Source organism: Halothiobacillus sp. DCM-1, assembly GCF_045689735.1.
Lineage (GTDB): Bacteria > Pseudomonadota > Gammaproteobacteria > Halothiobacillales > Halothiobacillaceae > Halothiobacillus.
In genome coordinates, this window is sequence record NZ_CP142685.1 from 1762501 (window position 1) to 1787252 (window position 24752).

The window sequence follows — 24752 nt, forward strand, 5'->3', positions numbered from 1 at the left end:
GGCGAGCACCAGACCATGAACCGCCGATCCAACTGATGTGCGTCCACCTCTTCTACCGCCCAATCGAAGTCTCGGCGTGAACCAATCACAAATTTGATTTCGTCCGTTGGCTTCAGTATCGCCAGATTGGCGAAGCAGTTTTTGCTCGATTCGCCGGAATCTGGCGTCTTCAAATCCATGACGATTTTGACCCGCGGATCGACGGACTCGATGGACAAGGCACCACTCGTTTCCAGGCTCACCTGATACCCCGCGTCACACAGGGCGGTCAGCAGATCCGCACAGGCCGGTTGAGCCAGCGGTTCGCCGCCCGTCACGCAAATCATGTCCGTTTTCAATGCCGCTACAGCGGCCAGAATTTCGGGCACGGTCTGGCGCTGACCGCCGGTAAACGCATAAGCCGTGTCGCAATACACACAGCGCAAAGGGCAGCCGGTCAACCGAATAAATACCGTCGGCCAACCGATCCGATCAGACTCTCCTTGCAGCGAACGGAAAATCTCCGTGATGCGCAGTGTGACCAAGCCAGCCGTCCGCGGCAGCACTTCCGCAACGGAGGTCATCGCTTCTCGGCGGCCATCCGCGCCAGACGCTGTTTCGCGAGGTTTGCAGCCTGGCTTTGCGGGTATTGATCGATGACTTTCTGGAAGATCGCGCGCGCTTGGGCGTTTTTGTTTTCGTCATACGCGATATAACCGGTCTTCAACAGGGCATCCGGCACACGATCACTTTTCGGAAATTCCGTCAATACTTGCTGGTAGGCCTTGTCCGCCTGCGCGCGTTTTTGCTGGACATAGTAGGTTTCCCCCTGCCAGAACAATGCGCTCGGCGTCCATTGCCCCTTGGGATCGGCATCAATAGCCGACTGGAACCCCGCAATCGCTTGATCGTATTTGCCATCTTTCAGCAGATTGAAGGCAGCGTTATACAGATTCTGTTGCTGGCTGGCAGCCACTTGACCGCCGCCGGATGCCGCCGCCGAAGGTGCATTGGATATTGCACCGGCGGGCGGGCTCGGCGCTGTCGGCACGGGCGGCGGTGCGGTAGTCGGCGACTGACCAGGCGATGGAGCAACCGGGGGCGGAGTCGCCGACGATGGCGCAGCAGCTGGGGCACCCGCCGCTGCAGGTGCCGCTCCACTCGATGAGGCGCCCTGGCTCAATTGATTGATGCGATCGTCAAAATTCGCAAACCCCGCTTGCTGCGACTTTTTCAGTTGCTTCAGCTCATTGCCCTGCTCTTCAACCTGCCCGCGCAGATCGCGTACCTGCTCCTGCAAACGAGAGACGCTATCCAGCAAATTCTGCATCACCACGGATTGCCCCGACCCCGGCGATGGAGCGGCATCGGTTGCGCCGAGCGGCTGAGGCACGGCCGGTTGTAGTGGAGTCGTTTGAGCGCCGCCTTGGGTATTGGCTGGCGCGGCCTGCTGCGCTGGCGTGCTTCCTTCGTTCCATCCCAACCAGTTCGGCGGGTTAGCAAGCACGGCATTCACGGGCAGCGCAGCGGCGATTATCGCGCCGAGTCCGGAGATTACTGATTTTACATTTCGCATGACTTTGCCCCGTTCAACATCCGCCAACGCGCAGATGGTTAATTTTGCCCACCTTGAAACGGCCCCCAGGCCGGATCGCGTACCTTGCCGCGAGCGAATTGTAAAGTCTGACTACCCACGCCATTGACCGGGCTAACTTTCAATACCGACCCGCCACCAGACTGGCTGGCGTAGATCAGCATCGAGCCATTCGGCGCGAAACTCGGGCGCTCCTCGCTCCCGCCGTTACTGATATACCGCAGATCGTTGCCCCCACCATTGAGCGACTGCACCGCGACGCGGAACCCGCCACTGCCGCCCGCCAGAAGGGCGAGGGTTTTGCCATCCGGCGACACGGCCGCGCCCGCCGCATAAGAAAGACCGAAGGTCAGCCGCTGCGCCGATCCCCCCGCGAGGGATTGTTCAAAAATTTGCGGCGAGCCCGACCGATCGGAAGTAAACACCAGTGTTTGATTATCCGGCAGCCAGGCCGCTTCCGTATTGATCGAGCTGTCGTGCGTTACCTGAACCAGACTGCGGGTATCCAAATCGACCACATAGATATTCGGATTTTGGTATTTCGACAAGGTCAACGCGATCTTGTCGCCCTTGGGTGACCACGAGGGCGCACCGTTGATGCCCGGAAATTTGGTCAACTGATAGCGCTGGCCGGTTCGCAAATCCTGCACCCAAATCCCCGAACGGCGGCCTTCGAACGAGACATAGGCCAGCTTGGTGCCATCCGGCGACCAGGTCGGTGACATGAGCGGGAAACTGGAGGTGAGCACCGTCTGCGGATTCGCGCCATCCGAATCGGCCACTTCCAGCGTATAACTGCGCTTGCCACCCGGTGCATCCACTTCGGTGACATAGGCAATTTTCGTATCAAACGCGCCGCGCACGCCGGTGATCTCTTGGAAGATGATGTCGGCGATCCGATGCGCGATGCTGCGCGAGGCCGAAGCAGGCCCCGAAATTACTCGGCCCACCATTTGCTGACCATTGGCGACATTAAATAGATAAAACGACGCCTGATAGCCATTACCCGCCTGATCCACCTTGCCGATCACCAAATACTGCGCTTTGGTGCTACGCCACTGATCAAACTGCACTTGATCCGGAGATGCGGGCTGACTCGGCATCGCTTCAACCGCCAAGGGGGCGAATTGACCAGAGCGCGCCAGATCCGCGCGGATAATCGACCCCATATCCGTATTGGTGGTGGTCTGGAACGGCACGACCGCAATTGGCACACCGCTCTCCTGCCCGCCACTGATCACGATATTCAGATCGGCGCGCGCCGTGATCGGCAGCACGAACAAAATTACCCACACCACCCAAGACGGCATCCACCGTTGCCACGCACGCATGATTATGACCTCACCAAAAATAACGGCTGACGACGCAACTTATTGCGACGCCTTGAATTGGAAATTGATATTCGGCTGGAACAGGCTGGGATCAGAGGGCAGCGGCAAGGGCGAAGCGCTTTCAATCGCCTGTTTGACCGAGCGTTGGAATAACAGATCCCCATCGCACTGCAGCACTTTAACATTTAACACCGTGCCATCCTTCGCCTGGCTGATCGCAACATTGCACTGCCATTCCGGTTTCCAGCCCGGCGGCTTATACCACTGCGACAACACTTTTTGCTTGATGGCATTCGCATAGGCATCCAGAACCCCTTGCATCTGCTGCTGACGCAATTCGTTATTCAACTGCTGCTTGAGCGCATTCTCCCGCGCCTTCGCGGCGGCTTCTTGCGCGGCCTTCGCCTTGGCTGCCTTGTCCGCCGCCTCTTGTGCTGCTTTGGCCTTGGCCGCCTTGTCTGCCGCTTCTTTGGCCGCAGCCTCTTTGGCCGCATGCTCCGCCGCCGCCTTCACTTTTTCAGCCGCTGCCTGTTTCGCGGCCTGCTCGGCCTCAGCCTTGGCTTGCGCAGCCGCCTTCTGCGCGGCCGTCGCTTCTGCTTTTTCCTTCGCCGCCGCAGCCGCCGCAGCCTGTTTTTGCGCATCCGCTGCCGCAGCTTCCTGCTTCATTTTCTCCAACGCTTGCTTCTGCTCAGCCAATGCCTGCTTTTGCTGCGCCTGCAACGCCTTGAGCTGCTGCTCCTGTTCCGCCGCCGCTTTTTGTTTCGCTTCGCGCGCGGCCTCCAGCTGCGCCAAACGCGCCTGTTCCGCCCGACGAGCCGCAGCGGCCTGCTCCGCTTCATGCTGTTGCTGCTTCAACGCCGCTGCACGCGCAGCATCCGCCTGTTGGATACGCTGCATCTGCTGATCAATCGCCGATTGCGGCACCGATTGCGCCTGGATCGTCGCTGGTTCTGGCGTGGGTTTACCGGCCTGATCCGCCGGGTTGATGGCATCAAAGTGCAGCGACAGCACAATCGCCATAAGCAGCAACAGGTGCAACAAAATCGCGAGCGCGACCGAACCAGGCATACGCGCCAAGGCACGAAACATGATTACTGCCCTCCGGCGGCGCGACCCGCAGGCTGATCTGTCACCAGACCCACCTTGTCAACATCGGCTTTTTGCAGGGCAACCAACGCATTGACGACCATTTGGTAATTCGCTTCGCGATCCCCTTTGACCAGCACCGGAATTTTTGGATTCGCCTGGCGCATGGCCAGCACATAGGCCTGAATCTGCTCGATCGGTTGCTCGCCCATCGGCGGTGCCGTTCCGCCCGATACGGTATACGCGCCTGTTTTGCTGACGGTAACGACGATGGGGACATCATTACTCTGGGGGAGCGCCTTGGCGGGTGCTTGCGGCGGCTTGACCTCCACCCCTTGCTGCAACATGGGCGCTGTCACCATAAAAATCACCAGCAGCACCAACATCACATCGATGTACGGCACCACATTGATTTCCGCCATGGAACGGCGAGCGCGGCGCGGCCTCATCGCTTACTGCCCTCCGATCTGGCGCTGCAGCAAGCCGAGAAATTCGTCCGTAAACCGATCGTACCGAGCATACAAGTCATCGACTTGCTGAGAGTAGCGGTTGTAGGCAATCACCGCCGGAATCGCGGCGAACAAGCCCATCGCGGTGGCGATCAGGGCTTCAGCAATCGGCGGCGCCACGGTGGCCAGGGTGGCGTTTTGCGTGTTACCGAGATTCATAAAGGCGCTCATGATGCCCCACACCGTACCGAACAGCCCCACATACGGGCTGACCGAACCGATGGTGGCGAGCATCGGCAAGCCTTCTTCATAGGCGCTGATTTGCCGGTTGAGCGCAACCCGCATCGCACGCTCGACCCCCTCGATCAACTCGGCCGGGCTACGCGCTTCGACCTGACGCAAGCGCTTGAATTCACGAAATCCCGCCTCAAAAATCGCCTCTTGTCCCTCGCGTGGCCGAGCATCCCGGCTGATCCGGTCGTAAAAATCGTTCAGGCTGCCGCCACTCCAGAATCCTTCTTCAAACCGGTTGGCGCGGGCGCGCGCGCGTCGCAGCACCGCCGACTTGTGAAAAATCAGCGCCCAGGACGACACCGAGGCCAATACGAGGATGAGCAGCACCAGCTGCACAGGCAAACTCGCACCTAAAATCAGGTGCACTACCGAGGGATCCGTACTCACAAAAAACAGCTCCGAAGCGCTTGAGGAATGGGTTTAGGTTTGAATCGTTCCGCATCGACACACACAATCTGAACCGCCGCCTCAGACATTAACCGTCGGTCGGAAGTTCGCAGTGCCTGCTGGGCGAAATCCATCGCCACCGCCGACTGCCGCAACAACTGGCAAGAAACACTGAGTGTCTCGTTGAATTTCGCTGCTTGCTTATATTCTACCTGTACCCGCGACACGACAAAAACAATCCCGAACTCGGCGCGCAATTGATCCTGCTCAAAACCCTGCGCGCGCAACCATTCGGTGCGGGCTCGTTCGAAAAACTTCAAGTAGTTGGCGTAGTAAACCACCCCGGCGGCATCGGTATCTTCGTAATAGATTCGAACCGGCCATTCAAACGGCAGATCGCTCACTCGGCGGCCTCCGACAAAGGCAAGCTCGCTTGCCGCAGATCAAAACCCGCAGGCGGACGAAAACCGAAATGCGCATAGGTTTGCGCCGTCGCCATCCGCCCCCGCGCGGTGCGGATCAAAAATCCCTGCTGGATCAAAAAGGGTTCCAACACATCTTCGATGGTGTCGCGCGCTTCACCGATTGCCGCCGCCAGATTATCGAGCCCCACCGGGCCACCATCGAATTTCTCGATCAGCGCCCGCAGCAGCCGATGATCCTGGTGATCGAGCCCCTGGGCATCAACCTTGAGCATATCCAGCGCCGCCGCCGCGACTGCAGCACGCACCACGCCATCCGCCCTGACCTCGGCATAGTCGCGCACCCGACGCAACAGACGATTGGCGATCCGGGGGGTACCACGGGCACGGCGGGCAATTTCGAGCGCCCCGGAATCGTCCATCTCCACCCCCAAAAGCCGGGCAGAACGCCGGACGATGGTCGCCAGATCGGCCACGCCATAAAACTCCAGCCGCTGAATGATGCCAAAGCGATCCCGCAGCGGATTCGTCAACATTCCGGCGCGGGTCGTGGCGCCCACCAGGGTGAATGGCGGCAGATCCAGCTTGATCGAACGCGCCGCCGGCCCCTCGCCGATCATGATGTCGATCTGATAATCCTCCATCGCCGGGTAGAGAATTTCTTCGACGACCGGCGAGAGACGATGAATTTCATCGATGAACAGCACATCACCCGGTTCGAGGTTGGTCAGCAAGGCGGCGAGATCGCCCGGGCGCTCCAGCACGGGCCCCGAGGTTTGCCGCAACGAAGCGCCCATTTCTTGCGCGATAATGTGGGCAAGGGTTGTTTTCCCCAGCCCCGGCGGCCCGAAAATCAAGAGATGATCCAGGGCTTCGGCGCGCGCGCGCGCAGCAGGAATGAAAATTTCCAGCTGCTCCCGCACCGTCGGCTGGCCAATGTATTCGCTCAGCGATTTTGGCCGAATCGCCCGATCGAGCGCCTCTTCCCCGCGCTCCGTCGCCGCCGAGATCAAACGGGCGTCATCCATTGGTCTTCACCGTGCTTTTCAAGGCGGCTCGAATCAGGGCATTGACCTCTAGGGTTTCGTTGTCCGGCACCGCCCGCACCATGCGCGTTGCCTCGGCCGGTTTGTAGCCCAACACTTCGAGCGCGGCGATCGCCTCACCCACCGGCGACTGTCCGTGTGCCACCGCCCCGCTGCGGAGCCCCGTCGCCGGCGCGGCGACGCCCTCCGCCAGGCGGTCTTTCAAATCCAGCACCAGCCGCTCGGCCGTTTTGCGCCCCACGCCGGGCAATCGAATCAACGCGGCCAAGTCATTACGGGTAATCGCCTCGACAAACTCGCGGGTACTCATGCCCGAAAGAATCGCCAAGGCCAGTTTGGCCCCCACCCCCGTGACCCGCAGCAATTCCCGAAACAGGCGTCGTTCGTCTTCTCGCAAAAACCCAAACAACAAAAAGGCGTCTTCCCGCACGATCGTGTGAATGAGCAGCGTCACGGGCTGCCCCGTCGCGGGCAGATCGAATATTGTGGAAAGCGGGGCTTCCACTTCATAGCCCACGCCGTGCACATCGACCAGCAACATCGTGGGTTGCTTGCTGACCAGGTTGCCCTGCAACCGACCAATCATGATGTTCCTCCTGTCCGTTTGCGCGCCCGTTCCAGCGCCACTTCGGTCCAGGCCGCCTCTCCGCTGCGCCGCCGGTGACGGGTTTGCGCCATCTGGCGCAGTAATTCCGCCTTGGCTGGAGCCAATTCGGCCTGCTCCGCCACGGCGAATGATCGGCGTCGAAATAAGTGGCATAAAGCAATGGCTGCGGCATCGGTTGCATCCTTGGATGGCACCGTCGATAACGACAGCAGTCGGCACACCATGTGCGCGACCTGAACTTTATCGGCTCGACCGGTACCCACCACCGCCTGTTTGACGACCGCAGGCATGTATTCATGCACACTCAGCCCATGCCGAACGGCAGACGCGATCACGACACCCCGCGCCTGCGCGAGCTTCAAAGACGACTCAGGACTGCGATACATAAAAATTTGCTCGATGGCGAGCTCAGCCGGACGATGCGCTTCGATCCATTGATCCAGCACCAGGGAAATGGCGCCCAATCGCTGGGCGAAGTTGCCCCGTGCCGCCAGCGCGACACTGTCGATGGCGACTGCCTGCGGCGCCGATGGCTGCGCATCGATGACCGCAATGCCCAGGTTCACCGAACCCGGATCGATGCCCAAAATGCGCAACGCGGTCATACCGCACGCCCCCGTGGCGCAACACAGCCGGCGCGGATTGACTCTCGATAAAAATTCACGAACGGATTCATAGCCCGCATGGTATCAGGGATGTGCCGCCCGTTCGCTCGCCCAATCCAACTGCGGCGCATGACGAGACCACCAACCATACAGCAGTGCAGCGAGCAGCCACATCGCCACCATCCCCAGCGCCAACCAGAGTAAGTGCTGCGCCAATACCGCAACGCAAAATCCAGACACTACCCCCGCCAGCATCATCTGCATAAACCCTTGCACGGCAGAACCCAATCCGCGCTGGGTCGGCAAATAATCGAGCCCCATCAGATTCAGCGAAGGCATGGCCGTGGACATTCCCATGGCATACAACAAAATCGGGGCGACGATCCAGATCACTGCTTGCTCACCCGGAGCGGTGTTGAGCACACCGCTGAGGTTGATGGCAAGATTCAAAAACGCCCCCAAGGCGCTGACCATCAAACCAACCCAGACGCTGTGACGCGGCGCCAGACGGGTGGCCAGTGCATTGCTGATCCGGCTACCGAGCATCAACCCCAGCACCACCGGGACAAAAAATTTCCAGAAGTCGGTCGGCGACTGATGCAAGTGCGCGAGCAACACCACCGGCGCGGCCGCGATATACAAAAACATCCCCGCGAACAGCAACGCAAAAACCAGGGTCAATGCCACGAACGGCGCATGACACAACGCACGCGCATAACTCTGCAGAATGAAATGGGGTGCCATGGATTGGCGGCGATCTGGCGTCACGGTTTCCGGCATGAATCGCAACACCCCCATCAGCAGGATTGCTGCAAAAACCGCCAAAAACCAGAACACCGACCGCCAGCCAAACGCCGCTGCCAGCCAGCCACCAATCACGGGCGCGATCGCCGGTGCCATGGCGAACACCAGGGTCACATTCGACATCACCTTTTGCGCCCGCGCGCCGGAAAAAAGATCACGCACCAAGGCACGACCAATCACGACCCCAGCACCCGCGGCAACACCTTGGCCGATACGCGCCCAAATCAACTCGGTGAGATCGCGCGCCAAGGCCGCACCAACCGAGGCGACGGCATAGACCAACAAGGCGACAAGCACCATCCGTCGTCGCCCCCAGGCATCCGAGAGCGGGCCATGCACCAGCATCATCCCGCCGAAAAACCACAGATACAGGCTCAAAGTGTGCTGCATCGCGGCCTGATCCACGCCAAACTCGGTCGCAATCGCGCCGAAGGAAGGCAAATACGCATCGACCGTAAACGGCGCGATCATCAGCAGGCTCGCCACCAACGGTACGATCAGCCACGCCGGTTCGTCTTGAGCCTCGACGAAGCGCACCTCAGCGGCCTTTCACAGGGGCATCACAACGCGTCATGCTGGCACGGGGGCGCGTACCGCGGATCTGTTGGCCAAAAAGGTTTTCAACTGCTGATGACCGTGCTCGGTCAAGATGGATTCCGGGTGAAACTGCACCCCTTCGATCACGAAATCCCGGTGACGCAGCCCCATGATTTCGTCGAAACTGCCATCGGCGTGCTGCGTCCAGGCTGTGATCTCCAGCACCGGCGGCAAACTCGCCCGCTCCACCACCAGGGAATGGTAGCGCGTGGCCTCAAACGGATTCGGCAGGCCGGCAAATACCCCCGCCCCGCGATGAAAAATCGGCGACACTTTGCCGTGCATCACTTCCTTGGCGCGAATCACTCGCCCCCCGAATGCCTGACCAATCGCCTGATGCCCCAGGCAAACGCCGAACATGGGAATCTTGCCAGCAAAGGCATGTAGCACCTCAATCGACACCCCCGCCTCCGACGGCGAGCACGGCCCCGGGGAAATCACGATATGCGAGGGCGCCCGGGCGGCAATCTCCGCGACGGTGACCTGATCATTCCTCGCCACCCAGACCTCCTGCCCCAACTCGCCCAGATATTGCACGAGGTTGAAGGTAAAGGAATCGTAGTTATCGAGCATCAGCACCATAGCGGCGCCTCCTTAGAAAAAACCGGGTCGGTCGGCTCAGCCCGCACAGGATGCGGCAGACAAATCGGCCATCACCGCCCTGGGCAACGGCAACGCCGCGCCGAACGCGACAAAACAGGGGTTGAGAATAGATTCTTTGTGATTGTAGCCCAAGCGCTGTCCCGTCAAGTCCTGCAGGCATCCCCCGGCAGATTCGAGCACACACTGCGATGCGGCGGTATCCCATTCGGATGTCGGGCCGAAGCGTGGGTATAAATCGGCTTCGCCTGCGGCGACAAGGCAGGTTTTCAGTGCGCTCCCGCAACGGATGATCTCGACCGAGCCAAGTGCCTCGATCAATGCCTGCTCTTTTTTGCTGCCGTGGGATCGGCTCAGCGCCAGTGTCGGAATACTCGGGGGTGTCCGCACGACGAGCGCCTCGACCCGACCATCCGGATGGAACCGCCAACTGCCCACCCCTCGAACACCGGCATATTCGACAGCCAGCGCCGGAGCGTACACGACCCCCAGCACGGGCTCATGCTGATCGATCAGGGCGATATTGACCGAAAATTCGCCATTGCGTTTGACGAATTCGCGCGTGCCATCGAGCGGATCGACCAGCCAATAACGCGACCATTGCCGACGCACGGCCCAGTCGGGCAGGCCGCCTTCTTCGGTCAGCACGGGAATGTCGGGCGTCAACGCCGCAAGCCCCGCTACGATCGTGCGGTGCGCCGCGAGATCGGCCTCCGTCACCGGTGAATCATCGGCCTTATGCTCGATGGCGAATTCCCCCGCATACACCTGCATGATGGCATCACCAGCCGCCCGAGCAATCGCCCGGACGGGCTCGCGCCAACGCATCCACTCACTCATACCCTGCCCCCCGTTGCTGACAATACGCCCGTACCAGGAATAGCGCCGCAATCGAACGCGCCTCGGTCAATTCTTCGTCGAAAACCAGGGATTCGAGCGCGTCAAATCGTCGAGGCACGACCTCAATCGGCTCAGGCTCGTCGCCCGGCAGACGCGCGGGGTAGAGATCTTCCGCCAGCACGATCTGGGTGATTTGCCCGGAATACGCTGGTGCCGAGGTCAGTGATCGCAACAGCGTCAAACGCCGGGCGGCGAACCCCGCCTCCTCCTGCAATTCCCGGTTGGCTGCCTCGAGCACCGCTTCCCCCGTTTCGATGCGCCCTTTGGGCAAACCCAATTCATAGCGTTCCGTACCACAGGCATATTCCCGGATCAGCAACACCTCGCCCGCCGCCGTGATCGGCACCACCAGCACGGCACCCGCGCCCTGCCCGCGAAGCCGTTCAAAACACACGGCCACGCCGTTGGCATAGAGCAAATCGACGGCCTCCACGGCAAATAGCCGGGTAGAAGCCAGCGATCGAACCGCGCAAATTTTCGGGGGCGCGTGATAGGGCATCCGCAATCATCCAGAGAAACACCCGCTGCGGGGCAATTCTCGCAGTATAACGATTCAATACCCCACTGCTGACCGCTTGATCGCACATCGTTCATCTTGAAGTTGAAATAAACGCATCAAAGGACGCTTGACTCTGTACCTCAGGCATCGACAATGCGCGCCAGTGCGCCCGGTGTCCCGTTTTGATCGTCTTCGGCATTGAAACGGGGTGAAACTGGGAAGCAGGTGAAAAGCCTGCACTGCCCCCGCAACGGTAACGCTGCCTGGCTCCGCCAGCGGCTCAAGTCCGGAGACCGGCCTGGCGCGTCTTTCACCAATGCGTGTGCGGTGGGCGCACGCCCGGATGAGTACCCAACCGATGAATGATTCCCTGGCCTTCGTGCGCCGCACGCCGCTCGTGCTCGCGCTGTCTTTCGCTTTGCCGACATTTGCCGCCGCCGCAGAGAACACCATTAATGTGACCGCCAGCCACGGGGCCCCCGTCGCCTTCGCCGGTGTCCCCTCGATTGTCATCGATCGTGCTGAAATCGATCGACTGCAAGCCACTTCCGTCCTCGCCCTGCTAGAAAATCGCGCCGGGTTGAATCTGACCAACCTCGGGGGGGCCGGACAGCCGACCAGTATCAGCCTCTGGGGACAAAACGCATCGCAAACCCTGGTGCTGGTGGATGGCGTACGCATCGGTTCACTCACGGTCGGAACCGCCTATCTAGAAAACCTGCCCCTCTCGTTGATTGAACGGATCGAAATCATCAAAGGCCCGCGCTCCGGACAATACGGCGCCGATGCCATGGGTGGGGTGATCCAGATTTTCACCCGTCGGGGAACGGACGGTATGCAACCGTCCTTCAGCCTCGGTGGCGGCAGCAACCACACATTTAAAACCGCCGCGAACCTCAGCGGGCGCCGTGGTGCCGTGGACTATTCGATCGGTGCGTCGCATGACGGCACGGGGGGATTCAACGCCTATACCGACACCACCGGCTCGCCCTACGCGGTCAACCAGCCCGATAACGATGGCTATCGCAACAACTCGGCACAGTGGCGCCTTGGCTATACGGGCGAACAAGGTGCCCGGATCTCAGCACACTGGCTCGGCACCCATGCATTCAATGATTACGACGGCAGCAGTTACGGCGGCAATCAACGCCAGTCTAACCAGCAGACCTTCGGCGTGGATGGTGCGCTGGCCAAAATCGGCCTGTGGCAACTGCGGGCGAGCGCGGGGCGGAACATTGACCGGCAAACCAACTATTACAACGGCGCGTATGTCTCGGAATTCAACAGCCAGCAAGACAGCTTCAGCCTCGCCAACGATTTTTCCTTATCCCAGGGGTTGCTGACGCTCTGTGTAGACCGGCTGAACGACCGGATCACCAGTAGCACAAACTACGATGTCACCAGCCGACACAACGACGGCCTGTTTGCGCAATACGCCACCCAAATTGCCGACCTGTCCATTCAAACGGCATTGCGGCGGGATAACAACAGTCAATTTGGCCATGCGAACACCGGCTCGATCGACTTGAGTTGGCAGTTCGCGCCCAGTCTGGCCTTGACCGGCGGTTACGGCACGGGCTTCCATGTGCCGAGCTTCAATTACCTGTATTACCCCGGTTATGCCAACCCCAACCTGCAACCGGAACGCTCGCACACCGCCCGTCTCGGGCTGAATTGGCAGGGTTCGAATGGCTGGCAATCCAGCCTCACCAGCTTCCGCACGCGGACACAGGATTTGATCGCCTCCAGTGCCAGCACGAACTATGTTCCCTACAACATCAATCAGGCGCAAAGCCTCGGAGCCGAGTGGCAACTGGGCTGGAAAAACGCCGACTGGGTATTCAACAGCAGCGCCACCTGGATTTCTGCCGTGGATCGCAGCACCGGGCTCAGCGTTCCCCGCCAACCCAAGTGGAGTGGCCGGATCGACCTCGATCGTCAATTCGGCGCCTGGCAGGCGGGAATGACCCTGCGCGGACAAACCCAAACGCATGAAAGCACGGCCAGTCAAATCAACGCGGGCTTTGTCACGATGGATGTGCGCCTAGCGTATGCCTGGTCACAGCATTGGCACTTGGAAGCATCCTTGAACAATATGCTGGACAAGCGCTACCAAACCGCGTTTGACTATAACCAAGCCGGACGAACCGTTTTCCTGAACCTGCGGTACGGCTTGTAATTCGCCCAGGAAACGCGGGTTGATTCCATGCTTCCCGTAGGGAGCCGGGAGGCTCCGAAACGGTGCCTCGCTAGGGATCACCCGAGGCCAACCGTTCTCCAGACCCCATTCCCTAGGCGAAATGCCTTAAGCGAAATCCCCGGATGTCCGGGGATTTGTCATAATTGACAACAAGCCCGGCCACAGAGGAAACGCCGCATGAACTCAATGAGCACTTCACCCACGCCAGCTTCCGTACCCACGCCCGCCGATCGGTGGTGGGTGCTGCTCTTGCTGGCCGGGAGCATGGCCGCAACGCGTTACCACCACTTCAGCGATGTCCTGCATCTGGCGGATACCTCTTGGGCGGTGTTTTTTCTGGCGGGCTTGTGGTTGCGCGCGCGGTGGGTATTTCCGGCGCTCCTGGGGCTTGCGCTAGGCATTGACCTGATCTCCGTCGTACAAGATGGCGCCGCCATGAACGCCTGCTTCACTCCGGCCTATCCCGGCTTGCTGCTGGCGTACGGTGCGCTGTGGCTCGCCGGCCGCGCGGCCCAGCGGGCGCTGGATACCGGCCTAGTGCAGATACTCAACCGACTGGGCTGGGCAACCATCGGCACCCTCGCCGCGTTTGCGCTGTCCAACTTGACCTTCTGGGCGTTTTCCGGGCACTTCGGCGCCTTGGGATTACTGGATTATGCCGATCGCGTCATGCCGTACCTGGGTCGGTATATCCAGTCCACCTTGGGGTATGTGCTGATCGGGCTGGCCGTGGCGCATCTGGGGACACTGCGCCTGAGGGCGCCCGCCAACCCGGCACCCTTCCGCCAAGGTTGAATCCCGCCGTTAAAAAAGCCCGATGGCACGGTCATCGGGCTTTTTCTACTTTTTCGGCATCCCCAACATTTTGGGCTATCCCTGCCCCTAACAGGCCGATGAAAAGCGTTTTTCAACGGCCTGTTAACGGGAAGCGCGCATTCTGACCCCAAGCCCTCCGGCTCACGCCAGATTCGGTACTTCACGCTGCAATCGCAAACGCATTTCATCCACACGGGATTCAAGCTGCCGGATATCCGGCACGGCCACGCGCCGATCATCCACCTGCGCGGTGAGCTGCCATAACTCCCCTTCAACCCGCGTCTCCTGCTGCAAACGATCGGCGGTCCACTCTTCGGAGCGCGGCACACCCGAGAGCAATACCGCGTAGTAAGGCAAGGCCATATCCGGGTTCGTGCCATATAACACGGCACATCGCACCCGCTGGCCGATCGTAGGCACGGTTCCCTGAAACATCGCTTCCAGGCTCACCAGCACGATCCGCTGCCCACGCCAGACAACCTCCGCCGCATCCTGACGCCCCAGTTGACTTCCGCCTTCAGGCAACATGACCTCAGAAATCTCCGCCACGAGCGCATACGGAACGACGATGTCCAAGCCGCTGATCTGGGTGGGCAAGTGCACGACCCGCACGCGTTCAGCACCCGATGTCGGCTCCGGTGCTGCGGTGCCGATAACGAAGCCTTCTTCCGTAGAACCCGCAGCACTCATTCCTCGCTCTCCTGCATGTGCTGATCGTCACGACCGATGGGGCGACGATCTCCAATGAATTGATCAATGCGGGCGATCAAATCCGCCTCGGTATAGGGTTTACCCAGATAGGCATTAACCCCTAAGGATTCGGCGCGGCTCCGATGTTTTTGCCCCGTCCTCGACGAGATCATGATCACAGGAACCGCTCGCGTCTGCGGGTCGTTACGAATGGCGCCCAGCAGTTCAAAGCCGTCCATCCGGGGCATTTCAATATCCGTCAGCACCACATCCGGTTGTTGCTCATGGAGAATACCCAGAGCCTCCACGCCATCACGCGCCAATACGACATCGAGGTGATAACGCTCCAGCGTCCGAGCCGTCACTTTACGCACGGTGAGGGAATCATCGACCACCAGAACCATCGGGCGCCGGCGCAAGGACTTGTCAGACGGCGTGTCGAGCGGTTTTTCCTCGCGCCGCTGGAACTGACGAACCAGTTCAAACAGCTCCAACACCAGCATGACATGCCCATCGTCCGCGATCGTTGCCCCAGAAAGACCCGGAATACGCGCCAACGGAACCCCGAGTGATTTCACGAAGAGCTGAATCCCGCCCAGCTGATGATCCACTTGGATCGCAAAACGCCGCTCACCCAGTTTGAACAGGAAGACAGGGCGTATCCCCACTTCCTGCGGCAGGCCGCGCGCCCCTTGTTGCACGAGATCACCGAGGTAGAACAAGGGATAGCGCTCGCCATTGAGCATCACCGCCGGGCGGGCGCTCGCATACTGTTCGTTCAACTGCGCCGTCGTCATCCGGGTAACCGAGACCACGCCTTTGTACGGGATGGCGTAGCGGTCTTCGCCCACCGCCACCAAAATCCCGCGCGTCATCGCCTGCGTCAGCGGCAAGTTCAGCTGAATCCGGGTGTATTGGCCAAACACCGATTGAAGATCGACGAATCCGCCCATCTCCCGCACGGCGCCCGCCACAACATCCATGCCCACGCCGCGACCAGAAACTTGAGACACCGTGCCGGCAGTTGAGAACCCCGGCAAGAAAATCAGGCCACGCGCTTCTTCATCCGTGAGTTCCATATCGGGCGCAATCAGCTGGCGCTCCACCGCTTTGCGACGGATCGCATCCAGATCGAGGCCGCGACCGTCGTCCTTGAGTTCGAGCGTGACATTGCCTCCGGTACTTTCGATGGTAATCTCGATACGCCCCATTTCAGGCTTGCCCTTGGCGCGCCGTTCTTCAGGGTTCTCGATGCCGTGCGCCAGGCTGTTACGGATCATATGCTCCAAAGAGGGCAACAGTCCGACCAGCGTCAGCCGATCCAGCTCCGTTTCTCCATTGACGATGACGAGTTCTGCACTGCGCCCCATCTCTTCGCCGACCTGACGCACAATCCGTCGCAAACGCGCCACCACATCATTGAAGCGCACCATCCGCATCGACAACATGCCATCCTGCAGTTTCCGTCCCAGGCGAGACTGTTGCAGCAACAGCAATTGCGATTGTTCGGTGAGATCACTCATCGCCTCTTCGATACTGGAAATATCGCCCAAGCTTTCCATGATGCCGCGGCTCAGTTCCTGAACCTGCGTGAAGCGGTCAAATTCCAGCGGATCAAATTCGTCCTCACCCAGGCCAGACTCCGCCATGAGTTCGGCTTTCATCTGCGACTCGGTTTCAATCTCTAGGCGGCGCAGTTGACCCCGCAAACGGGTGATGGTTTGTTGCAACTCAAAGAGCTGACGCTCGAAGCCATTGACCTGCCGCTCGATTCGGGCCTGCAAGAGCACCGTCTCGCCCACTTGGTTGACCATCGCATCGATGCGATCGGCATCCACCCGAATCTGCTCGCGCCGCACTTCATTCACCAGATTGGTAGCATGCGGTGCCGTGGCTTCAGGTGCCGCCTCGGCCACTTCAGATTCCATGGGCGCCGCCGCAACACGCGGCGATTCCACCGGCAGAGGCGTAACCGCTGCGGGCGAGGCAATAACCGATACCGGTTCGCTGGCGGACGGGATGGCCGGCGCGCCATCCGAGGCGATTTGTACCAGCAGCGCCAGCTGGGTTGGAATCGGCTCATGGGCGCGCACCAGATCCAGCATCACGCCGAGAGCGTCATAGGTATGCTGCACCAAGGCGATGAGCCATTCGGCGCGCTCTACCCCGCGGTCCCGCGCGCGATCCAGCCGATCCTCCAGCAAATGAGTGACATCGGCCAGGTTCAGCAACCCGGCCATCCGCGCGCCCCCTTTGAGGGTATGCAAATTCCGGTGCAGCAGGCGAATCGAATCTAGATCATGCGGATGCGCACGCCAGTGTGCGATGTAACCATCTGCTTTTTCCAGTAACTCTTCCGCTTCCTCGAGGAAGATTTGCAGAATGTCGGGATCCTGTTCGCCGGGCAGATCGTCCGGACGAACCACCAACCCCAAGGCCGCCGCCGCCGTCGCGGCCTGTTCATCGCTGAGTACCTTCAAGGTGGGCAGCGCCAGCACTTTAGGCTCGGGCGCGATCACCGCCGGCGCGGGCTCTTCTTCATCATCCGCGAAGGTGCCATCGAAGGCCGCCATCAATTCTTCGGCACCCACCTCTTCGGCTTCCTCGATCGCAGCCGGTGGCGTGAGCTGCCGCAACAGCAAATCGATGCGTTCCTCAATCGCCGTTTCCACAACCTGGGTTTCAGGCTCTGCGTCCACCGGCGCGATCGCCCAGGCGCGCAAACGATCCATGACGCGCAGCGCCTCGCCGAAGACGGCCAAATCGGCCGACTCCAGGCTTCGTTGGTGTTCTTCCAGCAGGCGCACCCACTCTTCCAAACGGTTCGCGATCTGCGCCAGCGCGCTCACGCCCGCGGTACGCGCCGAGCCGAGCAAGGTGTGGACTAAACGCACCAGTTCCTTGTCACAGGGCAGATCCAAGCCGTTGGCCACCGCATGTTCGACCTGTTGCCGCAACCGCACCAAGTACCCCGACGACTCCTGATCGAAGATATCGCGCAGAATCGGGTCGGCGATGATCGACGCCACAAAAGGCGGCTCAACGGGCTCAGAGGCAACCGCAGGTTCCACCGCTTCGGGCATTGGCTGCGCATCCCGGGACTCGGCAGACGCTTCGGCGATTTCCGGTTCGGGCACACCCACGGGTTCGACGGAGATTGCCTCAAACGAAGCGGCTTCGACGACTGACTCGACCACAGAACTCGCCCGATCCTCCGTGGGATGCAGCAAGGCTTCGGGTGCAACCGGCGGTGCATTGTCCACCATGCGCCATTCATCAGGCACCGCCTCGGCCGACGCTTGAGCATCGGCCAGCGATTCGGCCACCATGCCCAGCGGCATTTCAGCGGCGGACTGACTCGATGCCAACGACGGAGTCTCGGCGAGCGCCTCTGGCTCTGGTGACAGGGCCAATTCTGCGTTGCTCAGATTTTGAATTTCATCAACGGCATCCGGCACGACGGGCAACGGTTCGATCGACGGCATCGGCGCAACATCCGCCGGCACGGCATCCATCGAGCCGACCGGCTCAGCCTCGGGCGCTGCACGGACGGACGCCGTCTCGCCCGTTCGCCATTGCTCAGCCGCCGTCTGGCTTGCCAACCAATAATCCGCTGGCGGAGCGTCACCCCGCTCCAGCGTCGGCAATGCGGCAGACATCAACCCAACCGCCGACAAAACCTCAGACCGTAACGCGGTGGTCGCCGGAATCCGATCATCCAGCACGCCATTGAGGAGGTGTTCGAATGCCCAACCCCAGGCGCCAATGTCATTCAGACCCACCATCCGGCTACTGCCCTTGATGGTATGAAAGCCACGACGGATCGTGACCAAATCTTCCCGGTTCCCGCTGGCCTGCCAGCGCTCGGCAGCCGCCAAAATGCCTGGCACTTCTTCGGCCATTTCTTCCGCAAATACCGAGCGCATTTCCAACGCCATGGCATCCAGCGGATCCACCACGACCGCTGGTTCCTCAGTCGCGGACTCAGTCAACTCAGGTTGGTCTTCCTCAGGCGCATCCTCTGGCAAAGCCAAGGACAGGACATCGCTCGGCTGCCCCCAGGGAATGTTCGAATGATCCGTACTTGCCGTCTCGGTCAGCTCAGGCAAATCTAGGCTGAGTTCCCCTGACCATGAATCCTGGGCAGACGACGCTTCGGCGGCATCCTCAGGCACTGTCAGCGACAAGGTCGCTAGATCGACATCAGCACCAACCAAGTCATCGGTCGAACCTGCTGGCTTGTCCGTCGAAACATCAGCAGGCGATTCAGCATGAATATCGAGCGTTAATTCTGGCGCTTCGGCTACAGGCATTAAATCCGCCGATTCAACTTCCTGCGATAACGCCAGAATCAGGTCATCGACACTTGCCAGCGATTCATCAATCGACATTGGCTCAGCGAGCGAAGTGCTCGCCTCGGCGGGCATTTCCTCAGACCGAACCGCCGCCGGATGACTTGAATCTTCGGACTCCGCTGCACTCGCCACCCTTTCGCCGGCCAAGACGGGCAGCATATTCATCGCGCCCGACAAGAATCGCACCATTTCCTTGTGGTGATCACGCAAATTTTCCAGATAAAACTCGATCGCCGAAGAAATCTCGGCGACCGCCGCCAATTCCGTGGGGTGAATACCTTGCAATTGCATGACATTACACTGCAGCCAATCGCGCAGACCATGCACCAAGGGGAGCGCCGCATGAAGTTCAGCCACGCTCAATGCCTGAGCAAGCCCGGACACCAAGGACACCGCATTCGTGAGCGTTTCCGGCGCAACGGTTAGTCCGGTCGGGCGCAGTGCCGTATTCACCGCATCTTTGGCCGCAATGATGTCCTCAAAACAGGCGGTAGCCAGCGGAGTCAACGATTGCCGCACGACCCGATCGATCGCCGTCAGTTCGTGTTCGTTGTCGTTGATATAGACCCCAATCTGCGACACGACCTGTTCGGTGGTCATGATGGCCACGGCCAGCCGCATCAGAAAATCATCATCCAGCAGTACGGCGCCCCGCACCACTTGGCTCAGTTGATCTTGTGCGACACGAAGCTGCTCGGACTCCCGCTCATAACCCAGGGTACTGAGCACCCCGATGACCTGGCTGAGACGCGGCTGAATGCGGGTTAAGGGCTCTAAATCCGACTTATTGCCGCGAACGAATAAATCCAGCACATCCTGAGCGGCATTCAGCTCTTCCGCCAGCACTTCGGCCACCTGCCGCAATGCCTCGGTTTCCAAACCCAAAAATCGCTGCGGCTCTTGTGGCGCAGTCATCAATTCACGCCAAGCGTTCACCGTATCGCCGCACAAGGATTGCTCGGGTGGCAATTCCTCGATCAGCGCAGCCACGAGATCGGCCGCAAATTCAATCGCTTCATGGCGAATATGGATTTGATCCTTACCCTGAACTTCCATGCGAAACAGACGCAACACACGGCCAATGACACGCTGGGCCTGTGGCAGATACCGAACCGCATCCCGATCAACCGCCCGCAGCAATTCCTCAAACGCCCGCGTCGCGACGACCACCCCCCGGTTGATTTCTCGATCAATAATCTGATCAAACACCTGTAGCAGCCCAGGGATGGCAGACACATCCCCCCGAAGCAGTAACAGAATCTGCTCTTCCATGTGTCGAAGTCGCTGCAGATCGGTTTGACGCTCGACAGAATCGATTTCAGCCACGCCAAGATAAGGCCGGACAAAAACCCGGCTCTCGCTGAGCAACAACTGGGTACGCAACAGCACCCCGGACACGGCCAAGGTCGGCAAGGCTTGTGCTGCACGCAGCCGATTGATCATCGGCAGCAGGCTCGTGGCGTTGACGGTCGCCCCAACACTCAGTCGATCCAGTACGGCGCGCATCAACCAGGCGGCCTCGCTGATCGCCGAGAGCAACTCGAGATTTTGCGGTTGGGCTTCCAGCAGCACCAATCCAGACATCTGCTCCTTGAGTAAAACCCTCAACGGATGCAAATCAGAAATGGCCAATACAGAGTCGATCGTCTTTACGGCATGCAATGACTCAAACAATAAATCATTGCCGCCCGCCCCACTCCCAATATCCTCGAGCGCACGCAAAAGCTGATCGAGTTTCTCGGTCAGCCCTTCCTTGAGCCAGTCCAGAACAATGGAGTCCACCTGAGATTCTGTGCGCATGGCCACAAACCGCTCCTAGAATGTGATCGGCACGCTACATGCCGATACTGCCGTTCCTTCAGCCTTGAGGGATACTGAAAACGAACTCTGTTGGTTCCTGCCGCCTCCCAATCACATGAGTCAGGCGGCCAATCCGAATTAGCGATCAGGCATCTTGAAACCAGCGACCGAGCGGTTCAGCTCTGAGGACAGAGAACCCAAGGTGCCGATTTCTTCCGCCGCCCGAATCGCTTTATCCGAAGTTTCCTGAGTATTCTCGCGAATACTGTTGACCTTCTCACGCAGCGTGGTCGCCACTTGCGCTTCTTGCTCAGTCACCTGCGCAATCTGGCTGATCTGCTCAGAAAGATTGAGTGATACGGTTTCAATTTCTTGCAATGCTTTCCCCGCATTTTCCGCGAGCGCCGCACCATTGACCACATTCGTGGTGGTTTGCTCCATGGCCAGCATCGCTTCCGAAGTGTCGGTTTGAATGGTGTTTACCAGCAACTCAATCTGACGAGTGGCTTTACCCACCCGCTCCGCCAGGCGTTGAACTTCATCGGCAACCACCGCGAACCCTCGTCCGGCCTCACCGGCCATGGCGGCCTGAATCGCCGCATTGAGCGCCAGAATGTTGGTTTGATCCGCAATGTCGGTAATCAGCCCCACGATGTCACCAATCTCTTGCGACGACTCACCCAGCCGCTTGATTCGCTTGGCCGTTTCCTGAATCTGCTCACGGATGTTAGTCATACCGGCGATGGTTTCACGCACCGCGTCCCCGCCCCGGTGCGCCACATCGACCGAAGATTGCGCAATCGTGGCGGATTGCTGCGCATTGAACGATACCGCTTCGATCTGGTCGGACATCTGCGCAATCGCATCGGACACCACGCTGATCTGTTGTGCCTGCTCGCGGGACTTATCCGCCAGCGCCCGAGAATCCGACTGTGACCGCTCAACCGCCGCCGATACCCGAACGGAGGTGTCATTGATCGTACCCACCAGATCACGCAACGCATCGATCGAGTAGTTGACCGAATCGGCAATCGCGCCCGTGATTTCTTCCGTTACGGTGGTATGCGACGACAAATCCCCATCGGCCAGCGTCATCATTTCATCCAACAGACGCAAAATGGCTTGCTGGTTGCGCTGGTTTTGCGCCTCGGTCGAGCGCATCGCCGAACGCGAATCCCGAACCAGTACGACCCCCAGCCAGAACAGCACCAGCAAAGCGATCAAACCCGTGAGATAACCGACATACGCCAAACGACCGGAATTGAGCTGATCTTGCGCCAAGCCGGATGACAGCTTGGACACATTGGCGGTAAATGAACCCGCGATCTTGTCGATCGTGGTAGCGGCTTGGTTCGCAGTCAACAACGCCGGCGCCTGCGCGAGCACATCCGAGCCGCCCTGATTCACCGTCGCAAACAACACCGCCACATCACGCAACTTGGCGCGGGTCGCAGGATCATCCACGCGCGGCGCCATACGATTCCCATTCAGGAACCCATTGAGCACGCCGCCGAACAAGGCCACATCGCGCCCGAATCGATCCGAAGCATTGGCGGCTGTTTGATCGCCACCGGTGATTTCACCCATGGTGAGACCAATCCGCTCAATCAACATGAGCTGACGGGTTGCAAGATAAACCACCTGAGGTGAAGCCTGAGCGGCGATCAACGCTTGAACCACATCGTCCGAGCTGGAGAGCAAATCCGGCAACAGTTGATTGATTTGCGCAGCCAAGCCCGAGACCCCGAGAATGGCCTTTTGCCCTTCGAGCACCTTGGCGAGCGCCAAGTTGTAGTCATTCCAACTGGTTTGAACCGCGGCGAGTTCCGACTGACGATCAGCCGGCACGCGAACACCCTGACGTTTGGGATCCTTGCCACTCAAGGCATCCAAGTCTGCCACGAAGCGCGCCCGCTGGGTCAGCACGGTATCGAACGACGCCTTGTTACCTCGCACGGCACGCAAGGTTTCGATGGTCATCTCTTGCGCGGTACGCTCCAATTGCGAAGCAACCAGACGACGATCCAGCAAGGCTTGGTCGTTCTGCGCGGACAGAATAAAGATCGCCACGGTGACCAAGAGCGTCACCGCAGCCACCACAATCAGCCCGATGACCTGACGACTCAGACCACCAACTTTAATTCCAAAACTCATGGCTACTGCTCACTCCAAAAAAACTGCCGCAAGGCAGCAGATCAACGGCCAGCGCCGCACTGAAAGCCCAAGGTTCAGGCCACCGCATTCGTAAAAGCATCGGTTTCTGTCAATGCTTCAAAATTGACAATCGGCAGCCAGTCATTGTCGATCCACGCCTCTCGCTGCACACCGAGCAACCTCGCCTGGCTCACCGGACGCTCTGCACTATAGGGGATCTGGCGGATGCCATAGGATCGATCGACCAAGAATGCCGCATGCACCCGATGTGCTTTCGCCAGAAAAACCACCGAATGACGCCCCGGCTCGGACGGATGATCAAAGAAAAACCGGGATAAATCATAGACCCCGGTGAGTTCGCCCCGCATATTGGACAAACCGATCACCCAGGGCTTGGCTCCCGGTACCCGAACCTGCCTCGGCGGGGGCAAAATAGCCCGCACTTGAATCAGGGGCACCAACATACGCTGCCCGCCGGAGCGAAATAAAACCGCCTGCCAGGTCAACTCGACCTGATCGGTTTTCGGCATGCCCACAGCATGCGCTTTGGCTTCGGATTCGATCCAGCGCAGATATTCGAAGAAACTCACGAGCACCTCCTTTGCCACGCGCCGATCAGGCAAGAACCGTCCCGAGCACGCCCATTAAATCGGCTTCTTTGACGGGCTTGACGAGGTAATCCTTTGCCCCTTGGCGCATGCCCCAGATTTTGTCCGTCTGTTGATCTTTGGTCGTCACAATAATGACCGGAATATGCGAAGTGTCCGGATTTTTGTTCAGTTCGCGGGTGGCCTGAAAGCCATTCATCCCAGGCATAACCACATCCATCAAAACGGCATTCGGCTGCACCCGTTTGACGAGCGCCACGCCTTCCTCCGCATTCTTGGCCACGGAAACCTGGTGACCATGCCGCTCCAGCATGGTTTGCAGAACATAAACTTCAGTCGGGGAGTCATCGATTACTACGATATGTGCCACGGTCATCTTTCCTTAAGCGTGTATATAAAACGCGAACTCACGGCATCCCGGTCATCAAGCGGCCCGTGTCTGCCCCGCGTTAGCAAAGCGCGCAATGGCGCCAAACAGCTCTTCACTGGTGAAGGGCTTGGTCAGGTAGTCGGAGGCGCCGACGATATTACCCCGCGCCTTATCGAAAATACTGTCTTTGCTTGACAGCAAAATCACCGGCGTTTGCGCAAAGCGCGCATTGTGTTTGATGATCGCCGTGGTTTGATAACCATCCAGTCGCGGCATCAGGATGTCGATGATCACCACATCAGGAGAAAAATCGCCAATCTTGGCCAATGCGTCGAACCCATCCACCGCACTTTCGATCTGACAACCCGCCTTGGAGAGCAGGGTATCTGCGGTGCGGCGGATCGTTTTACTGTCATCGACAATCAGTACTTTCAACCCCGGAAAGCTGAAACTGCCGCCCACCGAGTCCATCGAATTTTCCATGGTGACATACCCATTCAGTTATACCGCTCAAGCAAGAGCGCGTGTTTATGAATCCCGTTTGCTGAATGTACCCAAG

General features: G+C 59.5%; 22 protein-coding genes and 1 riboswitch (1 of these 23 running past the window's edge). Of the genes, 2 read left to right on the forward strand and 20 right to left on the reverse strand.

Annotation, left to right across the window (positions count from 1 at the left end; translation table 11 throughout):
- The 14 genes from queE to nudE form a co-directional block, all read right to left on the reverse strand.
- Positions 1–563, reverse strand: the 5' portion of a protein-coding gene (gene queE, locus VOI35_RS08235; RefSeq protein WP_407275574.1) for a 7-carboxy-7-deazaguanine synthase QueE. It extends 118 nt beyond the left edge of the window; 563 of the gene's 681 nt are visible here — the first part of the coding sequence; it begins with the start codon at positions 561–563; its stop codon lies beyond the left edge, outside the window.
- Positions 560–1555, reverse strand: coding sequence for a tol-pal system protein YbgF (ybgF, locus tag VOI35_RS08240; protein WP_407275575.1), 996 nt, complete (start codon positions 1553–1555; stop codon positions 560–562). Before ybgF ends, queE begins: the two co-directional genes overlap by 4 nt.
- A 38-nt stretch (positions 1556–1593) precedes the next feature.
- Positions 1594–2904, reverse strand: coding sequence for a Tol-Pal system beta propeller repeat protein TolB (tolB, locus tag VOI35_RS08245; protein WP_407275576.1), 1311 nt, complete (start codon positions 2902–2904; stop codon positions 1594–1596).
- Positions 2905–2943: 39 nt separating this feature from the next.
- A complete protein-coding gene (gene tolA / locus VOI35_RS08250) occupies positions 2944–3993 on the reverse strand; it encodes a cell envelope integrity protein TolA (RefSeq protein ID WP_407275577.1) in 1050 nt (349 codons plus the stop codon).
- Between the two features lie 2 nt (positions 3994–3995).
- Positions 3996–4439: a protein TolR gene (gene tolR, locus VOI35_RS08255; protein WP_407275578.1), complete on the reverse strand. Its 444-nt coding sequence runs from the start codon at positions 4437–4439 to the stop codon at positions 3996–3998.
- A 3-nt stretch (positions 4440–4442) separates the two neighbouring features.
- A complete protein-coding gene (gene tolQ, locus VOI35_RS08260; RefSeq protein WP_407275579.1) occupies positions 4443–5120 on the reverse strand; it encodes a protein TolQ in 678 nt (225 codons plus the stop codon).
- Complete coding sequence (gene ybgC, locus VOI35_RS08265; protein WP_407275580.1) at positions 5117–5524, reverse strand: tol-pal system-associated acyl-CoA thioesterase; 408 nt, start codon at positions 5522–5524, stop codon at positions 5117–5119. Before ybgC ends, tolQ begins: the two co-directional genes overlap by 4 nt.
- Positions 5521–6570, reverse strand: coding sequence for a Holliday junction branch migration DNA helicase RuvB (gene ruvB / locus VOI35_RS08270; protein WP_407275581.1), 1050 nt, complete (start codon positions 6568–6570; stop codon positions 5521–5523). The genes ybgC and ruvB overlap by 4 nt, the downstream gene beginning before the upstream one ends.
- Positions 6563–7174, reverse strand: coding sequence for a Holliday junction branch migration protein RuvA (ruvA, locus tag VOI35_RS08275; RefSeq protein ID WP_407275582.1), 612 nt, complete (start codon positions 7172–7174; stop codon positions 6563–6565). Before ruvA ends, ruvB begins: the two co-directional genes overlap by 8 nt.
- Positions 7171–7800, reverse strand: a complete 630-nt coding sequence (gene ruvC / locus VOI35_RS08280; RefSeq protein ID WP_407275583.1) for a crossover junction endodeoxyribonuclease RuvC — start codon at positions 7798–7800, stop codon at positions 7171–7173. The genes ruvA and ruvC overlap by 4 nt, the downstream gene beginning before the upstream one ends.
- Before the next feature lie 84 nt (positions 7801–7884).
- On the reverse strand, positions 7885–9141 hold the full coding sequence (locus VOI35_RS08285) for a multidrug effflux MFS transporter (protein ID WP_407275584.1): 1257 nt from the start codon (positions 9139–9141) through the stop codon (positions 7885–7887).
- Positions 9142–9174: 33 nt separating this feature from the next.
- Complete coding sequence (locus VOI35_RS08290) at positions 9175–9783, reverse strand: anthranilate synthase component II (protein ID WP_407275585.1); 609 nt, start codon at positions 9781–9783, stop codon at positions 9175–9177.
- A gap of 36 nt (positions 9784–9819) precedes the next feature.
- The gene (cysQ, locus tag VOI35_RS08295; protein ID WP_407275586.1) at positions 9820–10641 is read right to left on the reverse strand and encodes a 3'(2'),5'-bisphosphate nucleotidase CysQ; all 822 of its coding nucleotides are present in this window, start codon (positions 10639–10641) and stop codon (positions 9820–9822) included.
- Positions 10634–11200 carry an ADP compounds hydrolase NudE gene (nudE, locus tag VOI35_RS08300; RefSeq protein WP_407275587.1) on the reverse strand — a complete coding sequence of 189 codons (567 nt, stop codon included), beginning with the start codon at positions 11198–11200 and terminating at the stop codon, positions 10634–10636. The genes cysQ and nudE overlap by 8 nt, the downstream gene beginning before the upstream one ends.
- Before the next feature lie 153 nt (positions 11201–11353).
- A riboswitch (cobalamin riboswitch) is annotated at positions 11354–11517 on the forward strand.
- 41 nt (positions 11518–11558) lie between these two features.
- On the opposite strand from nudE, the gene VOI35_RS08305 reads away from it, so the two are divergent.
- Both VOI35_RS08305 and VOI35_RS08310 read left to right on the forward strand, forming a co-directional pair.
- Positions 11559–13379 carry a TonB-dependent receptor domain-containing protein gene (locus VOI35_RS08305; RefSeq protein WP_407275588.1) on the forward strand — a complete coding sequence of 607 codons (1821 nt, stop codon included), beginning with the start codon at positions 11559–11561 and terminating at the stop codon, positions 13377–13379.
- A 198-nt stretch (positions 13380–13577) separates the two neighbouring features.
- Positions 13578–14195 (forward strand): hypothetical protein, encoded by a 618-nt coding sequence (locus VOI35_RS08310; protein WP_407275589.1) that lies wholly within the window; start codon positions 13578–13580, stop codon positions 14193–14195.
- A 162-nt stretch (positions 14196–14357) separates the two neighbouring features.
- On the opposite strand, the gene VOI35_RS08315 is transcribed toward VOI35_RS08310, so the two are convergent.
- The 6 genes from VOI35_RS08315 to VOI35_RS08340 form a co-directional block, all read right to left on the reverse strand.
- A complete protein-coding gene (locus VOI35_RS08315; protein WP_407275590.1) occupies positions 14358–14906 on the reverse strand; it encodes a hypothetical protein in 549 nt (182 codons plus the stop codon).
- On the reverse strand, positions 14903–21061 hold the full coding sequence (locus VOI35_RS08320) for an Hpt domain-containing protein (protein ID WP_407275591.1): 6159 nt from the start codon (positions 21059–21061) through the stop codon (positions 14903–14905). Before VOI35_RS08320 ends, VOI35_RS08315 begins: the two co-directional genes overlap by 4 nt.
- Before the next feature lie 138 nt (positions 21062–21199).
- On the reverse strand, positions 21200–23215 hold the full coding sequence (locus tag VOI35_RS08325; protein ID WP_407275592.1) for a methyl-accepting chemotaxis protein: 2016 nt from the start codon (positions 23213–23215) through the stop codon (positions 21200–21202).
- Between the two features lie 74 nt (positions 23216–23289).
- Complete coding sequence (locus VOI35_RS08330) at positions 23290–23805, reverse strand: chemotaxis protein CheW (RefSeq protein WP_407275593.1); 516 nt, start codon at positions 23803–23805, stop codon at positions 23290–23292.
- A 25-nt stretch (positions 23806–23830) separates the two neighbouring features.
- Positions 23831–24193: a PleD family two-component system response regulator gene (locus tag VOI35_RS08335; RefSeq protein WP_407275594.1), complete on the reverse strand. Its 363-nt coding sequence runs from the start codon at positions 24191–24193 to the stop codon at positions 23831–23833.
- 54 nt (positions 24194–24247) lie between these two features.
- Positions 24248–24676, reverse strand: a complete 429-nt coding sequence (locus VOI35_RS08340) for a PleD family two-component system response regulator (RefSeq protein ID WP_407275595.1) — start codon at positions 24674–24676, stop codon at positions 24248–24250.
- Positions 24677–24752: the final 76 nt, after the last annotated feature.